Source organism: Plantibacter sp. MDV22-iso1 (assembly GCF_058408345.1).
In genome coordinates, this window is record NZ_JBZVDY010000003.1 from 424,979 (window position 1) to 440,556 (window position 15,578).

At 68.9% G+C, this 15,578-nt stretch carries 13 protein-coding genes and 1 riboswitch; of the genes, 9 read left to right on the forward strand and 4 right to left on the reverse strand.

What is annotated here, in order from left to right; translation table 11 throughout:
* Positions 1-23 precede the first annotated feature (23 nt).
* From AC4PMY_RS16765 to trpS, 3 genes are all read left to right on the forward strand, one after another.
* A complete protein-coding gene (locus AC4PMY_RS16765; protein ID WP_157583356.1) occupies positions 24-1,331 on the forward strand; it encodes a YihY/virulence factor BrkB family protein in 1,308 nt (435 codons plus the stop codon).
* Between the two features lie 9 nt (positions 1,332-1,340).
* Entirely contained in the window at positions 1,341-2,186 is an 846-nt protein-coding gene (locus tag AC4PMY_RS16770) for an exodeoxyribonuclease III (RefSeq protein WP_064294819.1), read from the forward strand.
* 70 nt (positions 2,187-2,256) lie between these two features.
* Positions 2,257-3,261, forward strand: coding sequence for a tryptophan--tRNA ligase (trpS, locus tag AC4PMY_RS16775; protein ID WP_079002883.1), 1,005 nt, complete (start codon positions 2,257-2,259; stop codon positions 3,259-3,261).
* Between the two features lie 59 nt (positions 3,262-3,320).
* Here trpS and AC4PMY_RS16780 read toward each other — a convergent pair whose 3' ends face one another.
* The 4 genes from AC4PMY_RS16780 to AC4PMY_RS16795 all read right to left on the reverse strand — a co-directional run bounded on the left by AC4PMY_RS16780 (position 3,321) and on the right by AC4PMY_RS16795 (position 8,922).
* Entirely contained in the window at positions 3,321-4,220 is a 900-nt protein-coding gene (locus AC4PMY_RS16780) for a hypothetical protein (RefSeq protein WP_491623237.1), read from the reverse strand.
* 449 nt (positions 4,221-4,669) lie between these two features.
* Positions 4,670-6,184 (reverse strand): glycerol kinase GlpK, encoded by a 1,515-nt coding sequence (gene glpK, locus AC4PMY_RS16785; RefSeq protein WP_064294818.1) that lies wholly within the window; start codon positions 6,182-6,184, stop codon positions 4,670-4,672.
* 101 nt (positions 6,185-6,285) lie between these two features.
* Positions 6,286-7,038 carry an MIP/aquaporin family protein gene (locus tag AC4PMY_RS16790; RefSeq protein ID WP_079002885.1) on the reverse strand — a complete coding sequence of 251 codons (753 nt, stop codon included), beginning with the start codon at positions 7,036-7,038 and terminating at the stop codon, positions 6,286-6,288.
* Between the two features lie 147 nt (positions 7,039-7,185).
* The gene (locus AC4PMY_RS16795) at positions 7,186-8,922 is read right to left on the reverse strand and encodes a glycerol-3-phosphate dehydrogenase/oxidase (protein WP_491623238.1); all 1,737 of its coding nucleotides are present in this window, start codon (positions 8,920-8,922) and stop codon (positions 7,186-7,188) included.
* Between the two features lie 134 nt (positions 8,923-9,056).
* Between AC4PMY_RS16795 and AC4PMY_RS16800 the strand changes: the two genes are divergently transcribed.
* The 6 genes from AC4PMY_RS16800 to AC4PMY_RS16825 all read left to right on the forward strand — a co-directional run bounded on the left by AC4PMY_RS16800 (position 9,057) and on the right by AC4PMY_RS16825 (position 15,551).
* Positions 9,057-10,043, forward strand: a complete 987-nt coding sequence (locus AC4PMY_RS16800) for a sugar-binding transcriptional regulator (protein ID WP_064294816.1) — start codon at positions 9,057-9,059, stop codon at positions 10,041-10,043.
* 90 nt (positions 10,044-10,133) lie between these two features.
* A riboswitch (FMN riboswitch) is annotated at positions 10,134-10,295 on the forward strand.
* 80 nt (positions 10,296-10,375) lie between these two features.
* A complete protein-coding gene (ribD, locus tag AC4PMY_RS16805; RefSeq protein ID WP_064294815.1) occupies positions 10,376-11,452 on the forward strand; it encodes a bifunctional diaminohydroxyphosphoribosylaminopyrimidine deaminase/5-amino-6-(5-phosphoribosylamino)uracil reductase RibD in 1,077 nt (358 codons plus the stop codon).
* A gap of 21 nt (positions 11,453-11,473) precedes the next feature.
* Positions 11,474-12,169 carry a riboflavin synthase gene (locus AC4PMY_RS16810; RefSeq protein WP_491623239.1) on the forward strand — a complete coding sequence of 232 codons (696 nt, stop codon included), beginning with the start codon at positions 11,474-11,476 and terminating at the stop codon, positions 12,167-12,169.
* Entirely contained in the window at positions 12,166-13,449 is a 1,284-nt protein-coding gene (ribA, locus tag AC4PMY_RS16815; protein WP_491623240.1) for a GTP cyclohydrolase II, read from the forward strand. The genes AC4PMY_RS16810 and ribA overlap by 4 nt, the downstream gene beginning before the upstream one ends.
* 82 nt (positions 13,450-13,531) lie before the next feature.
* Complete coding sequence (gene ribH, locus AC4PMY_RS16820; protein ID WP_064294813.1) at positions 13,532-14,002, forward strand: 6,7-dimethyl-8-ribityllumazine synthase; 471 nt, start codon at positions 13,532-13,534, stop codon at positions 14,000-14,002.
* Positions 14,003-14,204: 202 nt separating this feature from the next.
* Positions 14,205-15,551, forward strand: coding sequence for an MFS transporter (locus AC4PMY_RS16825; protein ID WP_491623241.1), 1,347 nt, complete (start codon positions 14,205-14,207; stop codon positions 15,549-15,551).
* Positions 15,552-15,578 lie beyond the last annotated feature (27 nt).

Below are 15,578 nucleotides of genomic sequence, written 5' to 3' on the forward strand. Positions count from 1 at the left end.
CGGCCCGCTTGTAGGCTGGTCCGGTGACCAATCCGCGTGCGCCGAGGAAGGACTCCGCCGACGCGCCGGACGTCAGCACCACCCCCAGGGTGCGGCTCCAGCAGACGCCGCCACCGCTGGTGTTCCAGTGGATCCAGAACAGCGAGAACCCGTTCATCCGACGACTCGCGCCCCGCGCGGCGAGAGCGGAGCGCGCCACGACGTGGGTCATGCGGTTGAAGCCCTATCGCGTCATCCATCGGTATCTCGCCATGGACGGCAACCTCCTGGCCGCCGGGATCAGCTTCCAGGCCGTCTTCGCCGTGTTCGCAGCGGTCTACGTCGGATTCGCCATCACCGGCATCTGGCTCGGTAACAACGCCGAGGTCTTCCAAGCACTGGTGGAGATCATCAACCGCGCCGTCCCCGGCCTCATCGGCACCGACGGCGAAGGCATCATCGCCGAGGAGCAGCTGTCGAGCGCATCCCTCCTCGGGTGGACCGGGGTCATCGCCGCCATCGGTCTCATCTGGACGGCGATCGGTTGGTTGTATTACACCCGGCAGGCGGTCCGGTCGATCTTCGCGCTCCCGAAGGTCGCCGCGAGCTTCTTCCTGCTGAAGGTCGTCGACCTCGTGCTGGCGCTCGCCTTCGGCGTCCTCCTCCTCGTCTCCGCGACGCTGTCGGTCGCCAGCACCCAGGCGCTCAGCTGGCTGCTGTCGCTCGTCGGACTGGAGGGCACGTTCTGGGTGACCGTCGGCAGCCGGGTCGTCGGACTGGTCGTCGCGGTCGTCGTGAACCTCGTCACCCTCGGCGCCATGTACCGTGTGCTCAGCCGGATCCGGATCCCGTGGCGCAACCTCTTCGGCGGCGCGCTCCTCGGCAGTCTGGTGCTCTCGCTCCTGAGCGTCGCGAGCAGTGCGGTGATCGCCGGGGCCTCTCGGAACCCGTTGCTCGCGACCTTCGCGGTGTTCATCGGCCTCATGCTGTGGTTCAACCTCGTGAGCCGCGTCATCCTCGCCTCCGCCGCGTGGATCGCCGTGGGTCTCGACGACCAGGGCATCAGTGTGCGCACGACGACACCGGAGGAGCAGGCGGCCGAAGAGCTGGCGGCCAGGAGACTGATCGCCGAGGCGGAACTGCGGGAGGCTCGCGAGTCCCTCCGGCGCGCCAAGGGCCCGGCGGTCTGGTTCGCCCGCCGACGCGTGCGGCACGCCGAGGAGGCCTCCGCCGAGCTCATCCGACAGCACGGCGAAGCCCCCGAGTCGCCCGCGGCGGACGCGTCGGACCCACCCCATCGCCGACGCCCGGGCGGACGCCGGGGCCAGGGCGTTGTCGGCCCCCGCGACTAAGCTGGAGGCATGTCTGCACCCCTCCGCATCGCCAGTGTCAACGTCAACGGAGTCCGCGCGGCCTTCCGCAAAGGGATGGGCGACTGGCTCGAAGACCGCGGGGTCGACATCCTCGCCCTGCAGGAGGTCCGCGCCGCGACGAGCGACCTCGAGACACTGTTCGGACCGGAGTGGAACATCCTGCACGATGCCGCGACCGCCAAGGGGCGCGCAGGTGTCGCGATCGTCAGCCGTCGATCGGCGGGCATCCACCGCGTCGCCCTCGGAGCCGACGACTTCGACAGCGCGGGTCGTTGGATCGAGGCCGACTTCGACATCGACGGCACCCTCGTCACGGTCGTGAGCACCTACGTCCACTCCGGCGAGGTCGACACCCCCAAGCAGGTCGAGAAGTTCCGCTTCCTCGAGGCGATGCTCGAGCGGCTGCCCGCACTGCGCGAGCACAACCCGCTGTCCCTCGTCGTCGGCGACCTCAACGTGGGCCACACCGAGCTCGACATCAAGAACTGGAAGGGCAACGTCAAGCGTGCCGGCTTCCTGCCCGCCGAACGGTCCTACTTCGACCGCTACCTCGGCCCGGCGGGCGAGCCGGTGACGGGCGTCGACGGCGTGACCGGCACCGGCCTCGGCTGGGTCGACATCGGGCGTCAGTCCGCCGGCCAGGTCCCTGGTCCCTACACCTGGTGGTCCCAGCGCGGCCAGGCCTTCGACACCGACACCGGCTGGCGCATCGACTATCAGCTCGCCACTCCCGAGCTCGCAGCCCTCGCGTCCGGTTACACGATCGACCGGGCTGCGGCATACGACCAGCGATGGTCCGATCACGCCCCCGTCGTCGTCGACTACGCCGTCTGACCACCGGCACCACACCACCCAGACCACCCGTGCCCCGGCTCCGGCCGCTCATCCCTCTGCGAGAACCCACATGACCAAGCCACGCCTGTACTCCGGCATGCAGCCCTCCGCCGATTCGCTCCACCTCGGCAACTACATCGGCGCCCTCCTGCAGTGGAAGCAGATGCAGCAGGAGCACGACGCCTTCTTCAGCATCGTCGACCTGCACGCGATCACGGTGCCGCAGGACCCCGCCGAGCTCCGCGAGAAGACCCGCCGCACGGCCGCCCAGTACATCGCCGCAGGCATCGACCCCTCGGCCTCGACCCTGTACGTGCAGTCGCACGTCCCGGCGCACGCACAGCTCGCCTGGGTGCTGAACACGATCACCGGCATGGGCGAGGCCGCGCGCATGACGCAGTTCAAGGACAAGTCGGCTAAGCACGGGCGCGACGCCTCGTCGGTCGGTCTCTTCGCCTACCCGATCCTCATGGCGGCCGACATCCTGCTCTACCAGACCGACATCGTGCCGGTCGGCGACGACCAGCGACAGCACATCGAGCTCACGCGCGACCTCGCCGAGCGGTTCAACGCCCGCTTCGGCGACACCTTCGTCGTCCCGAAGGCGCAGATCCAGAAGGACTCCGCGCGCATCTACGACCTCCAGAACCCGACGTCGAAGATGTCGAAGTCCGCCGAGACCCCGGCGGGGATCATCTGGTTGCTCGACGAGCCGAAGGTCACGCAGAAGAAGATCATGCGTGCGGTCACCGACAACGACGGCGTCATCGCCTTCGACGCACAGGAGAAGCCCGGTGTCTCGAACCTGCTGAGCATCTACTCCGCGATCACCGGCTCCCCCATCGAGGCCGTCGTCGGCGAGTTCGAGGGTCGTGGCTACGGCGACCTCAAGAAGGGCCTCGCCGAAGTCGTCGTCGGCGAACTCGAGCCGGTCCGTGCGCGCGCGCTCGAGCTCCTCGACGACCCCGCCGAGCTCGACCGCCTGCTCGCGGTCAACGCCGCGCGCGCGACCGAGGTCGCCGAGCAGACCCTCGCCGAGGTCTACGACCGCGTCGGACTCCTCCGCCCCGCCTGATCCCGCCGTCCGTTCGCAACTCCTGCTCGTCGCTGTCCGCAAGCCCGCGCCCGCCGCATTCAGCGCGCAGCCCGCGAAGTGCCCGCGCGGTGGGCAGGAGTTGTGCGCACCTCCCCGATCAGACCGGTGATGGCCGCCGCAACGAGGCCGGGCTCGGACACCACATGCTGGTAGAGCGGTCGCAACGTCGTCAGCCCGCGCGAGGCGGCTCTGAGGTCACGGGTGCGGTCTGAGACGGCGTGCGACCACCCCTCATGATGGGCTCGACTGTCGACCTCGATCAACAACGACTCAGCCACCAGGAGATCACCGCGTCCACCCTCCGCCAGGCGGGGCTGCACCTCGTACGACAGACCGAGGCTGCGGACGATCAAGCGCAGGAGTGTCTCCGGACCTGACTCGGCGCGTCCATCGATCAACGCCATGAGCGCACGAAAGCGTTCGGGCACCAGGGCGAAGACTCGACGGAGGTCAGGTTCATCGACCAACCCGAGATGGACCGCGCTGTCGAGCGTCGCAAGTGCCATACGCGGCGCCTGGCACCGGATGGACTGGGCCAGTGCGTCGATGATCGACACGTCGCAGTCGAACGTGCCGCACGGCTGGTCAAGCGGTCTCGAGTGGAGGCTGAACTCCCGTCGATCGCTGGTAGCCAGCCGTCGGTCCTCCGCCCGCGGTCCGCGAAGTCGTGAGGCGCTGCGGTCCACATGCACATGGACCCGGGTGGCGTCGAACACGAACACACCACGGGCGGCCAGGGTGGACAGGCATGCTCGCCTCCCCCCGATGCGCACTGCGGCACGGATATCATCGTGCACTCCGGGGAGCGCGTATCGATCGCGCCGCACGCGAACGATCGTTCCGTCGCGCACAGCCTGGGTGATCTCACGCGGTCGCATCCCCTCCTCGAGAAGCGTCGAGCGGGCGAAGATCGTGTGACCAGAAGATGCGCTGTCCATCCATCGATGGTTGGGGCACCGGTCGAGCGGGCGGTCACGAGCGATGGCTTCACCGTCGGTCGAGGACTGCCGGAACCCTGTGGAGGAGGGTCACGGCCGGGGCTTCACCGTCGCGCATGGTTCACAACTCCTGCTGGCCACTGGCCGACGCCCAGGATCGGCCCCAGGGAGGCACCGCAGCAGCGACGAGCAGGAGTTGTGCGCAGATGGGACACCCATCTCGACGAGATGGGGCTCGGAGCGAGTCTTGCGGGAGCAGTTCGTCTGCGCAGAACTCCTGCGCCTGACAGGACCGGTCGGCGCGGGCAGGCGGAATGGCGCGGTTGTTCCCATGCCGGTCCTCAAACTGCAGGAGTTCTGCGCAAATGCACCCTTCGGGGCCGAGCGAGGACGGACGACAGAACGGCCCGCCCTCCGCGAGGAGGACGGGCCGTTCCGGTCGGTCGTGACTACTGCACGTCGTCGTCGACCCAGTCGAAGGTCTTCGTGACGGCCTTCTTCCAGTTGCGATAGAGGCGGTCGCGCTCTGCGGAGTCCATGTTGGGCTCCCAGCGCTTGTCCTCCTGCCAGTTCTTCGCGAGGTCGTCGAGGTCGGACCAGAAGCCGACGGCGAGACCGGCCGCGTAGGCCGCGCCGAGCGCCGTGGTCTCCGCGACGACCGGTCGGATGACCGGGACACCGAGGATGTCGGCCTGGAACTGCATGAGCGTGTCGTTGGCGGTCATGCCGCCGTCGACCTTGAGCTCCGTCAGCGGGACACCGGAGTCGGCGTTGACGGCGTCGATGACCTCTGCCGTCTGGAACGCCGTCGACTCGAGGGCGGCCCGGGCGATGTGGCCCTTGTTGACGTACCGGGTGAGCCCGACGAGCGCACCGCGGGCGTCCGGACGCCAGTACGGCGCGAACAGCCCGGAGAACGCCGGCACGAAGTACGCGCCACCGTTGTCCTCGACGGTCTTGGCGAGCGCCTCGACCTCGGGAGCGGAGGAGAACATGCCGAGGTTGTCGCGCAGCCACTGGACGAGCGAACCGGTCACGGCGATCGAACCCTCGAGCGCGTAGTGCGGCTTCGCGTCACCGAGCTTGTAGCCGAGCGTCGTCAGCAGACCGTTCTCGGAGTGGACGATCTCCTCACCGGTGTTGAAGATGATGAAGTTACCGGTGCCGTAGGTGTTCTTGGCCTCGCCCTGCTGGAACGCGGCCTGACCGAAGGTCGCCGCCTGCTGGTCGCCGAGGATGCCGGCGATCGGCGTCTCGCGGAGGAGGCTGTCGTCGGACGCGTGGCCGTAGACCTCGGAAGAGCTCTTGATCTCCGGGAGCATCGACTTCGGGACACCGAACGCCTTGAGGATCTCGTCGTCCCACTGCAGGGTCTCGAGGTCCATGAAGAGCGTGCGCGAGGCGTTGGTGACGTCCGTGACGTGCACGCCGCCGTTGACACCACCGGTGAGGTTCCAGATGACCCAGCTGTCGGTCGTGCCGAACAGGAGGTCGCCCGCCTCGGCCTTCTCGCGAGCACCCTCGACGTTCTCGAGGATCCAGACGATCTTGGTGCCGGAGAAGTAGGTCGCCAGCGGCAGGCCGACGGTCTTCTTGAAGCGCTCGACGCCACCGTCCGCAGCGAGGCGGTTCACGATGTCCTGCGTGCGCGTGTCCTGCCAGACGATCGCGTTGTAGACGGGCTGACCGGTGGTCTTGTCCCAGACGACGGCGGTCTCGCGCTGGTTCGTGATGCCGATGGCCGCGATGGCGTGCCTGGTGATGTTGGCCTTGCTGAGCGCCTGGCCGATGACCTCGCGGGTGTTGTTCCAGATCTGGTTCGGGTTGTGCTCGACCCAGCCGGCCTTCGGGAAGATCTGCTCGTGCTCGAGCTGGCCCGTCGAGACGATCGATCCGCTCTTGTCGAAGACGATGGCCCGGGAACTCGTCGTCCCCTGGTCGATTGCGATGACGTAGTCCGCCATTGGATACTCCTTCGTTGCGTGCGTTGCGAGGTGAGGCACCGGAACCGGTGCCCCGGGGTGCCGCGGCGATGATCGTGTCCGGTCACCGCCGCAGCGTCAGGTCAGACGGCCGGGAGCAGCACCATCGAGGCGAGGGCCGCGAGGACACCACCGAGCAGAGGACCGACGACCGGCACCCAGGCGTAGGACCAGTCGCTCTTGCCCTTGCCCTTGATGGGGAGGAGGGCGTGGGCGATGCGCGGACCGAGGTCACGTGCCGGGTTGATCGCGTAGCCGGTCGGGCCACCGAGGGAGGCTCCGATACCGACGACGAGCAGGGCGACGGGGAGGGCGCCCAGGGCTGCGAGTCCTCCGGGCACGCCCTCGATGACCACCGCGTCGGGGCCGGTCTTGCCGAAGGACATCACGACGAAGACGAGGACGAAGGTCGCGATGACCTCGGTGACGAGGTTCCAGCCGTAGCTGCGGATCTCCGGACCGGTCGAGAAGACGCCGAGCTTCTTGCCCGGGTCCTCCTCCTGGTCGAAGTGCTGCTTGAAGGCGAAGTACGTCAGCACGGCACCGATGAAGGCACCGACCATCTGCGCCGCCCAGTAGACGAGCGCCGTACCGAAGTCGATCGACCCCGTGGTGAGGAAGCCGATCGTGACGGCGGGGTTCAGGTGTCCGCCGGAGGCGTAGGACACCGTGACGCCGGCGAAGACCGCGAGGCCCCAACCGAAGTTGATCAGCAGCCAGCCGCCACCGAGGCCCTTGGATTTCGTGAGGATCGCCGTGGCGACCACACCGGTACCGAGCAGGACGAGCATCGCCGTCCCCACGGTCTCGGAGAGGAAGATGGTTCCGAGGTTCATGTCTTCATTGACCTTTCATAGGTGTGGCCGTGTGGGGGCCGACGCCGAGGCGCGAGCCCCCGCTGGGCGAGGTTGCACTGACCAGTTGTTTGTAAGGTAGCCAGCTCCTGTTGCACAGGACAAGGGCCTTGCCTGCACATTCGTGCATTATGAGAACGCCGGGGCCTCCTTAGCGGCGTCGACCCGGAGGTCGACCTGGTGGGCGTCGCGCAGGCGGTCGAGCGCTGCGGAGATCTGCGCGGTCCGTTCGGCGTCGTCCCACCCGAGGACACCGCCGACGACGCGGGCGATCTCGTCGACGAGGCCGGCGGTCAGCGATCCGGTGAACGCGAGGCTCGTGCGGCGGTGCAGCACGTCGGAGAGGTGCACGACCTGCTCCTGCTCGACGAGGTACTCCAGCTCCTGCACGCTGTAGTAGGCATCGCCCTGCAAGCGGTCATCGCCGTGCTCGGACAGGTGCTCGAGGAGTGCGGCGGCCTTCGTGCCGTACCGGCCCAGCAGCTGCTCGGCGCGCTTGGCGCCGGTGCCGTCCTCGTGCGCGGCGACCCAGGTGCGCGTCGCGGCGTCGGTGCGCGGGAAGCCTGCGCCGCCACCGATCGCGAGTCCGAGGGTCTCCACGGGGCGCGGGGCTCCGATGGTGTTGAGCACGTCAGTGCTGAGGTGCTCGGCGAGGGCCCGGAAGGTGGTCCACTTGCCACCGACGAGGCTGAACACGGTGGTGGACGGACGTGCAGCGGCGGCCCGGCGCTCGATCCGGTAGTCGCGCGACACGAAGCCGGGGGCCTCGTCGTCGTGCTTCGGCAGCGGGCGGATGCCGGAGAACCGGTAGACGATCTGCTCACGCGAGGTCGCGATGGTCGGGAAGACGTGCTTCACGAGGTCGAAGAAGTAGTCGACCTCCTCCTCGGTGCAGACGCTCGGGGTGCTCGGGTCGGCGTCGATGTCGGTCGTGCCGACCATGACCTTGCCCTTGAGCGGGTAGATGAGGACGATGCGGCCGTCCTCGTGCTCGAAGAAGATCTCGCGCCCCTTGGTTGCCGCGTAGAGCTCCGGGTTGTCGAGGACGATGTGCGAGCCCTTCGTGCCGCCCATGTAGGTCGTCGGCTCGCCGAGGCCGGCGTTCGTGAGGTCGGTCCAGGGGCCGGAGGTGTTGACCACGACGTCGCTGGTCACGGTGAAGGTCTGGCCGGTGACCGTGTCGCGGAGCTCGACGCCGTCGGCACCCATGCCGACCGCCTCGACGTAGTTGACGGCGCGGGCGTGCGGGCCGGCGGCGAGGCCGTCCATGAGGACGTCGAGCGCGAGGCGCTCCGGGTCGTGCATGGAGGCGTCGTAGTAGGTCGCCGTGTACTTGAGGCCCGGGTTCATCTTCGGCAGGTCGGCGAGGGACTTCTTGCGGCCGTGGAAGCGGTGACGCGGCACGCTGCCCCCGTCACGGGAGAAGGAGTCGTACGCGGTGAGGCCGACCTTGATGAGCAGCGCGCCACGCTCCTGCGGCTTGCCCTGCTTGTGGGTGAGGAAGCGCAACGGTGCGGAGAGGATGCCGGAGAAGGTCGAGAAGATCGGGACCGTGGTCTCGAGCGGCTTCACGTAGTGCGGGGCGATCTTGATGAGCCCGTTGCGCTCCTGCACCGACTCCTGGACGAGGCGGAACTCGCCGTTCTCGAGGTACCGGATGCCGCCGTGGATCATGTGACTCGACGCGGCGGAGGCGCCGGAGGCCCAGTCGTTGCGTTCCACGAGCGTGACGTCGACGCCCTGGAGCGCCAGGTCGCGGAAGGTCGCGATGCCGTTGATACCGCCGCCGATGATGAGCACCGACGCCTGCGGGCGGTCGATGACGGACTGAACGGTGGAACGGGGAGCTGACGACTTGAGGGACATGAGATGCCTCGCTTCTTCGCGGTTGGAACGCGACGCTGCCGGGATTGCGCGCCGCTGAATGATGTGACTGAATACATCGTGACACCCGCTGCAACTCTGAACAGCCCTAGTGAACAAACGTGCAAGGAGACCCGATGTCGCTCGCAGACGCGCTCAGCCAGCCGGACCGGACGGCCGAGGCGCTCCGTGCCGCACAGCTGTATTACGTGCAGGACCTCACCATGGAGGCCATCGCCCAGGAGCTCCACACCTCCCGGTCGTCGGTGTCCCGCCTGCTCGGATATGCGCGGGAAAGCGGGCTCGTCGACATCCAGGTGCGCTCCCCGCACGACATGCCGTCGCGGCTCGAAGCGGAGTTCCGCGACCGGTTCGGCGTGACCGCCCACATCGTCCCGGTCCCCGACCACACGAGCGACATCGACCGTCTGGAGCGGGTCGCCCTCTCGGCTGCACGTTTTCTCGGCTCCGTGTTCGACTCGAACATGACGCTCGGCCTGGCATGGGGCTCGACCGTGAGTGCGGTGGCGAGGCACCTCACCCCCAAGCGGACCCACAACTCGCAGATCGTCCAGCTGAACGGTGCGGCCAACACGCGCACCTCGGGCATCCTCTACGCGAGTGAGATCCTGCATCGGTACGCGGACGCCTACGGGGCCTACGCGCAGCAGTTCGCGGTGCCGGCCTTCTTCGACGACCCGTCGACCAAGCTCGCCCTGTGGCGGGAGCGCAGCATCCGACGCGTGCTCGAGATCCAACGGCGCATGGACGTCGCGCTGTTCGGTCTCGGTTCGCAGCTCTCGGGCGTACCCAGCCACGTGTACGTCGGCGGCTACCTCGACGACAGCGACTTCGAGGCGCTCGCGAGCGCCGGGGCGGTCGGGGACGTCGCGACCGTCTTCTTCCGCGCCGACGGTTCGTGGCGGGACATCCCCTTCAACAACCGCGCATCCGGACCCGACCTCGACGTGCTGCGCGGGGTCTCCCGTCGGATCTGCGTGGTCGCCGGTGCCGCCAAGGTGCCGCCGCTCCTCGGGGCGTTGGCGGGAGGGCTCATCTCCGACCTCGTGGTCGACGAGGGAACCGCCCGCGCGGCGATCGATCAGCACGACGCCCAGCGCTGACCCCGGCCGCTTCAGGCGCTGCAACCGGGCGTCATCCGAACCGGGAATAGGGCACCCACTCAGCCCGTTGACCTAGAATCGACAACACGTAACGTGCTCCGGGGTCGGTGAGAGTCCGAACCGGCGGTGATAGTCCGCGACCCGTGTCTCGCGCAAGCGAGCCCCGGTTGACCTGGTGGAACTCCAGGACCGACGGTTATGAACGCGTCTGCTCGCAGACGGCGTTCGAGTCCGGATGGAAGGAAGCACGGGCGTCGGCCGATGGTCGACGCCGGCGAGCACCTGCCCGCGACCCCGGAACTCGTGTCAGTACCGACCGAGATGACGGACAGATGAGCGCAGGAACCGAAGCACCGCGGGCGAGTGTCCGCGAGGAGCAGGCCATGCTGCGCGCGCTCGAACTCGCCGCCAACGGCCCCGCCCGCGGCGTCAACCCCCGCGTCGGCTGCGTCATCCTCGACGCCGACGGCACCGTGCTCGCCGAGGGCTGGCACCGCGGAGCCGGCACCCCGCACGCGGAGGTCGACGCCCTGTCCCACCTCGCGCCCGGGGCGGCCCGTGGCGCGACCGCCGTCGTCACCCTGGAACCGTGCAACCACACGGGCCGGACCGGTCCGTGTGCCGTCGCCCTCCTCGAGGCCGGCGTCGAGCGCGTCGTGTTCGCCGTGGACGACCCCGGCCACCACTCCGGGGGTGGAGCGGAACGGCTCCGCGACGGAGGCGTGACCGTCATCGGCGGCGTGCTCGCCGGACCGGCGGAGGACCTCCTCGGTGACTGGCTCACCACCGCCCGCCTCGGGCGTCCGCTCGTCACCGTGAAATGGGCCTCGAGTCTCGACGGGCGGATCGCCGCGAGCGACGGCACGAGCCGCTGGATCACCGGCGATGCCGCACGCGACGACGTCCACCGTCGGCGGGCCGCCCACGACGCGATCCTCGTCGGCACGGGGACGGTCCTCGCCGACGACCCGAGCCTCACCGCTCGCGACGACCGCGGCGACCTCCTGCCCGAGCAGCCCCTGCCCGTCGTCATGGGCGATCGCCCGATCCCCCGGGACGCCGCCGTCCACCGCCACCCCCGGCCGGTCGTCCTCCACCACGGGCATGATCCGGCCGCGCTGCTCGCCGAGCTCCGCGCCGCGGGCGTCCGGAGCGTGTTCATCGAGGGCGGCCCGACCATCGCCACGGCGTTCCTCCGCGCAGGACTCGCCGACACGGTCCTCACCTACCTCGCCCCCGTGCTCCTCGGCGGCCCTCGCCTCGCGATCGGCGACCTCGGTGTCGACAGCATCGGCGAAGCGATCCGACTCACCACCGTCGGCGTCGAACCACTCGGCGACGACCTCCTCGTCATCACGACACCCGACCGCAGCGCCTCCGCCTCGGCCGCCCACCACCTCACCGCCTGACCCCCAGAGAACGGACCACCCATGTTCACGGGCATCATCGAAGAACTCGGCACCATCGTCGCCATCGACCACGGCGACGACTCGGCACGTTTCACCGTCCGTGGCCCGCTCGCCCTCGAGGGCACCCGGCACGGGGACTCCATCGCCGTGAGCGGTGTCTGCCTCACCGTCGTCGAGCAGACCGGTGAGACGTTCACGGCCGACGTCATGGCCCAGACCCTCGCGATGAGCTCGCTCGACGGCGTCACGGTCGGATCTCCGGTCAACCTCGAACGTGCGGCCCGCGTCGGTGACCGCCTCGGTGGACACATCGTCCAAGGGCACGTCGACGGCACCGGCAGCGTCCTGGCCACGGTGCCCGGCGAGGCTTGGCGCATCGTGCGCGTCTCGCTCCCCGCGGCACTCGCGCCGCTCGTCGTCGACAAAGGGTCGATCACCGTCGACGGCGTCTCGCTCACCGTCAGCGCCATCAGCGCACCGGACGCACCGGAGGCCTGGTTCGAGGTGTCCCTCATCCCCGAGACGCTGGCCGCGACGACGCTCGGCGATCGGGTCCCCGGCGACCGTGTGAACCTCGAGACCGACATCCTCGCCCGGCACGTCGAGCGCATGCTCGCCTTCAGCCGTCTCGAGTCGGCACTCCCCAGCAGCATCGACCAGGATCCGCAGTCCGCGGCCCCGGTCGGCACCACCGCCACCGGAAGGGGCAACGTATGAGCATCGCCAGCATCCCGGAGGCCCTCGAGGCACTCCGTCAGGGCCGTCCGGTCATCGTGGCCGACGACGAAGGCCGCGAGAACGAGGGCGACGTGATCCTCGCTGCGGAGTCCGCCACCCAGGAGTGGATCGCGTGGACGGTCCGGCACTCCTCCGGATTCATCTGCGCACCGATGACGAACGAGATCGCCGACCGGCTGGCACTCCCGCCGATGGTCGCGCTCAACGAGGACCCCAGAGGCACCGCGTACACCGTCACGGTCGACGCGGCCGACCGGCTCAGCACCGGCATCAGCGCCGCCGACCGCGCCCACACCCTGCGCGTGCTCGCCGACCCGGCGTCCGTGCCTGCCAGTCTCTCGCGCCCCGGACACATCGTCCCGTTGCGCGCCGTCGACGGCGGGGTGCGCGAGCGCGACGGGCACACGGAGGCGGCCGTCGACCTCATGAAGCTCGCGGGGCTCGTCCCGGTCGGGGCGATCTCCGAGATCGTCGCCGACGACGGCGAGATGATGCGTCTGCCCGGCCTCATCGCGCTCGGCGAGCGGGAGGGCGTGCTCGTCACGACGATCGCCGCGCTCGTCGCGTTCCTCGAGGAGAACCCCGACGCGGCCGCGGTCTGCGCCGAGGAACGCGCCGCCCAGGCGGCCATCCCCGAGTCGTCGAACGTGTCCTTCGAGGTGGAGACGACCGTCCCGACGACGCACGGCTCGTTCCGGTTGCGCGCCTACCGCGACCGCAGGACCGGTGCCGACCACGTCGCCATCATCGCCGGCGACCCGCAGGCCACCGGTGCGCTCGTGCGCGTCCACTCGGAGTGCCTGACCGGCGAGGCATTCGGCTCGCTCAAGTGCGAGTGCGGTCCGCAGCTCGACAGCGCCCTCGACACCATCCAGCGCCACGGCGGTGTCGTCGTCTACCTGCGTGGGCACGAGGGGCGCGGCATCGGTCTCGTCAACAAGCTGCGTGCGTACCGGTTGCAGGAGGACGGTCTCGACACCCTCGACGCCAACCTCGCGCTCGGGCTGCCGGCCGACGCCCGCGACTACACGGCGGCGAGCGCGATCCTGACGGACCTCGGCATCACCTCCGTGCGCCTGCTCTCGAACAACCCTGAGAAGGAGCGACAGCTCACGAACCACGGCATCGCCGTGAGCGAGCGCGTCCCGCTGGTGGTCGGCGTCGGCCTGTTCAACGAGGGCTACCTCGAGACGAAGCGCGACCGCATGGGCCACAGCATCGGCTTCGAGCTCGCACCGGAACCGCACCCGCACCCGTAGTTCACCACCGCCCCTCGATTCCTTCGAGGAGCGGGAACACCACCAACCCCCGATGCGCTCGGGGACGAAGACAGGAGACCGCATGAGCGGCGAAGGATCCCCAACCATCAGCGTCGACGGCACCGGCCTCGACATCGTCGTCATCGCCGGCACCTGGCACGAGACCATCACCGACGGTCTCATCGCCGGAGCCGTCAAGGCCCTCGATGCGAGCGGTGCCAACCATCGCCTCGTGCGGGTCCCCGGGAGCTTCGAGCTCCCGGTCGTCGCCAAAGCCGCTCTCGAGGCCGGGGCCGATGCGGTCGTCGCCCTCGGGGTGATCATCCGCGGCGGCACGCCGCACTTCGAGTACGTCTCCGACGCCGCGACGAGCGGCCTCACCCAGGTCAGCATCCAGACGGGCAAGCCCGTCGGCTTCGGCGTCCTCACCCTCGACGACGAGAAGCAGGGGCTCGACCGCGCGGGGCTTCCCGGGTCGAAGGAGGACAAGGGGGCGGAGGCCGCCGATGCCGCCGTGGCCACCGCGGTCGTCCTCCGCGAGCTGCGCGGCTGACTCGAGCGCGTCGCATCACGCGGCATTCCGGTATCGGCATCCGCCCTGCTGGGCAACCGAATACCGGAATGCCGCACTTCGGCGTACAGTGTCATGGTCCTGCCACAAGCGGGCGAACCTCTGATCCTGCCGTCGTCGGCGGGCGTGCGCGACCGGTGCTGATGCTTCGACGGCGTCCATTCCCGAACCGAAACGCGCACGCATGTCTCTCGAAGCAACCCCAGTCACCAAGGCCCCGGTCAATCCGCGCTCTCGTGTCGTCCTCGCCAGCCTCATCGGCACGACGATCGAGTTCTACGACTTCTACGTCTACGCGACGGCCGCCGTCCTCGTCTTCCCGCACCTCTTCTTCCCGAGTGAGTACCCGACCGCGGGTCTCCTCGCCTCCTTCGCCGTGTTCGGCGCCGCGATGGTGGCACGCCCCGTCGGTGCCGTCATCTTCGGGCACCTCGGCGACAAGCGCGGTCGGAAGGCGACGCTCGTCGGTGCCCTCCTCACCATGGGGATCGCGACCTTCCTCATCGGCCTCCTGCCCACCTACCAGCTCGTCGGCTGGGTCGCCCCGCTGCTGCTCGTGATCCTCCGCATCGGACAGGGCTTCGCGCTCGGCGGCGAATGGTCGGGTGCCGCCCTCGTGGCGACCGAGAACGCGCCGACCGGCAAGCGTGCCCTGTTCGGCACGTTCCCGCAGCTCGGTGCGCCGATCGGCTTCATCATCGCCAACGGACTCTTCCTGATCATCGCGGCTATCCTGCCGAGCGACGACCCGTCCATGCCGTCCGAGGCGTTCCTCGAGTGGGGTTGGCGCATCCCGTTCCTGTTCTCCGTCGTCATGGTGATCGTCGGCCTCTGGGTCCGACTCCGCCTCGTCGAGAGCAACGCGTTCACGAACGCGAAGGAGCAGGGCAAGGTGCAGCGGTCGCCGCTCGCGAGCGTCGTCAAGCTGCACTGGCGCAAGCTGCTCCTCGGCACCTTCTTCATGCTCGCCACCTACGTCCTCTTCTACTTGATGACGACGTTCTCGCTGAGCTACGGCCGTGCGCCGCTCGACGCACCGGTCGCCGGCCTCGGCTACAGCTACACGACCTTCGTCCTCATGCTCATCGCCGGCGTGGTCTTCTTCGGGATCTTCACGCTCGTGTCCGGCCCCTTCGCCGACAAGTACGGACGCCGGAGGACGCTCATCGTCGTGACGAGCGCGATCCTCGTGTTCGGGCTCGTCTGGGTTCCGCTGCTCGGCGCCGGGTTCACCGGGGTCATGATCTGGCTCATCATCGGGTTCAGCCTCATGGGGTTCACCTTCGGACCGATGGGCGCCCTGCTGCCCGAGCTGTTCCCGACGAACGTGCGGTACACCGGGTCGGGGATCTCGTACAACGTGTCGTCGATCCTCGGCGCAGCGGTCGCACCGTTCATCGCCGTCGCACTGTGGAGTGCCGGCGGCGGCAGCCCGTTCTGGGTCGGCGTCTACCTCTCGGTGATGGCCCTGATCACGCTCGTCGCCCTCATCGTCTCCAAGGAGACCAAGGACGTCGACATCGACGCCTGATCGAGGCGATCACCGAGGGCCGGTGCG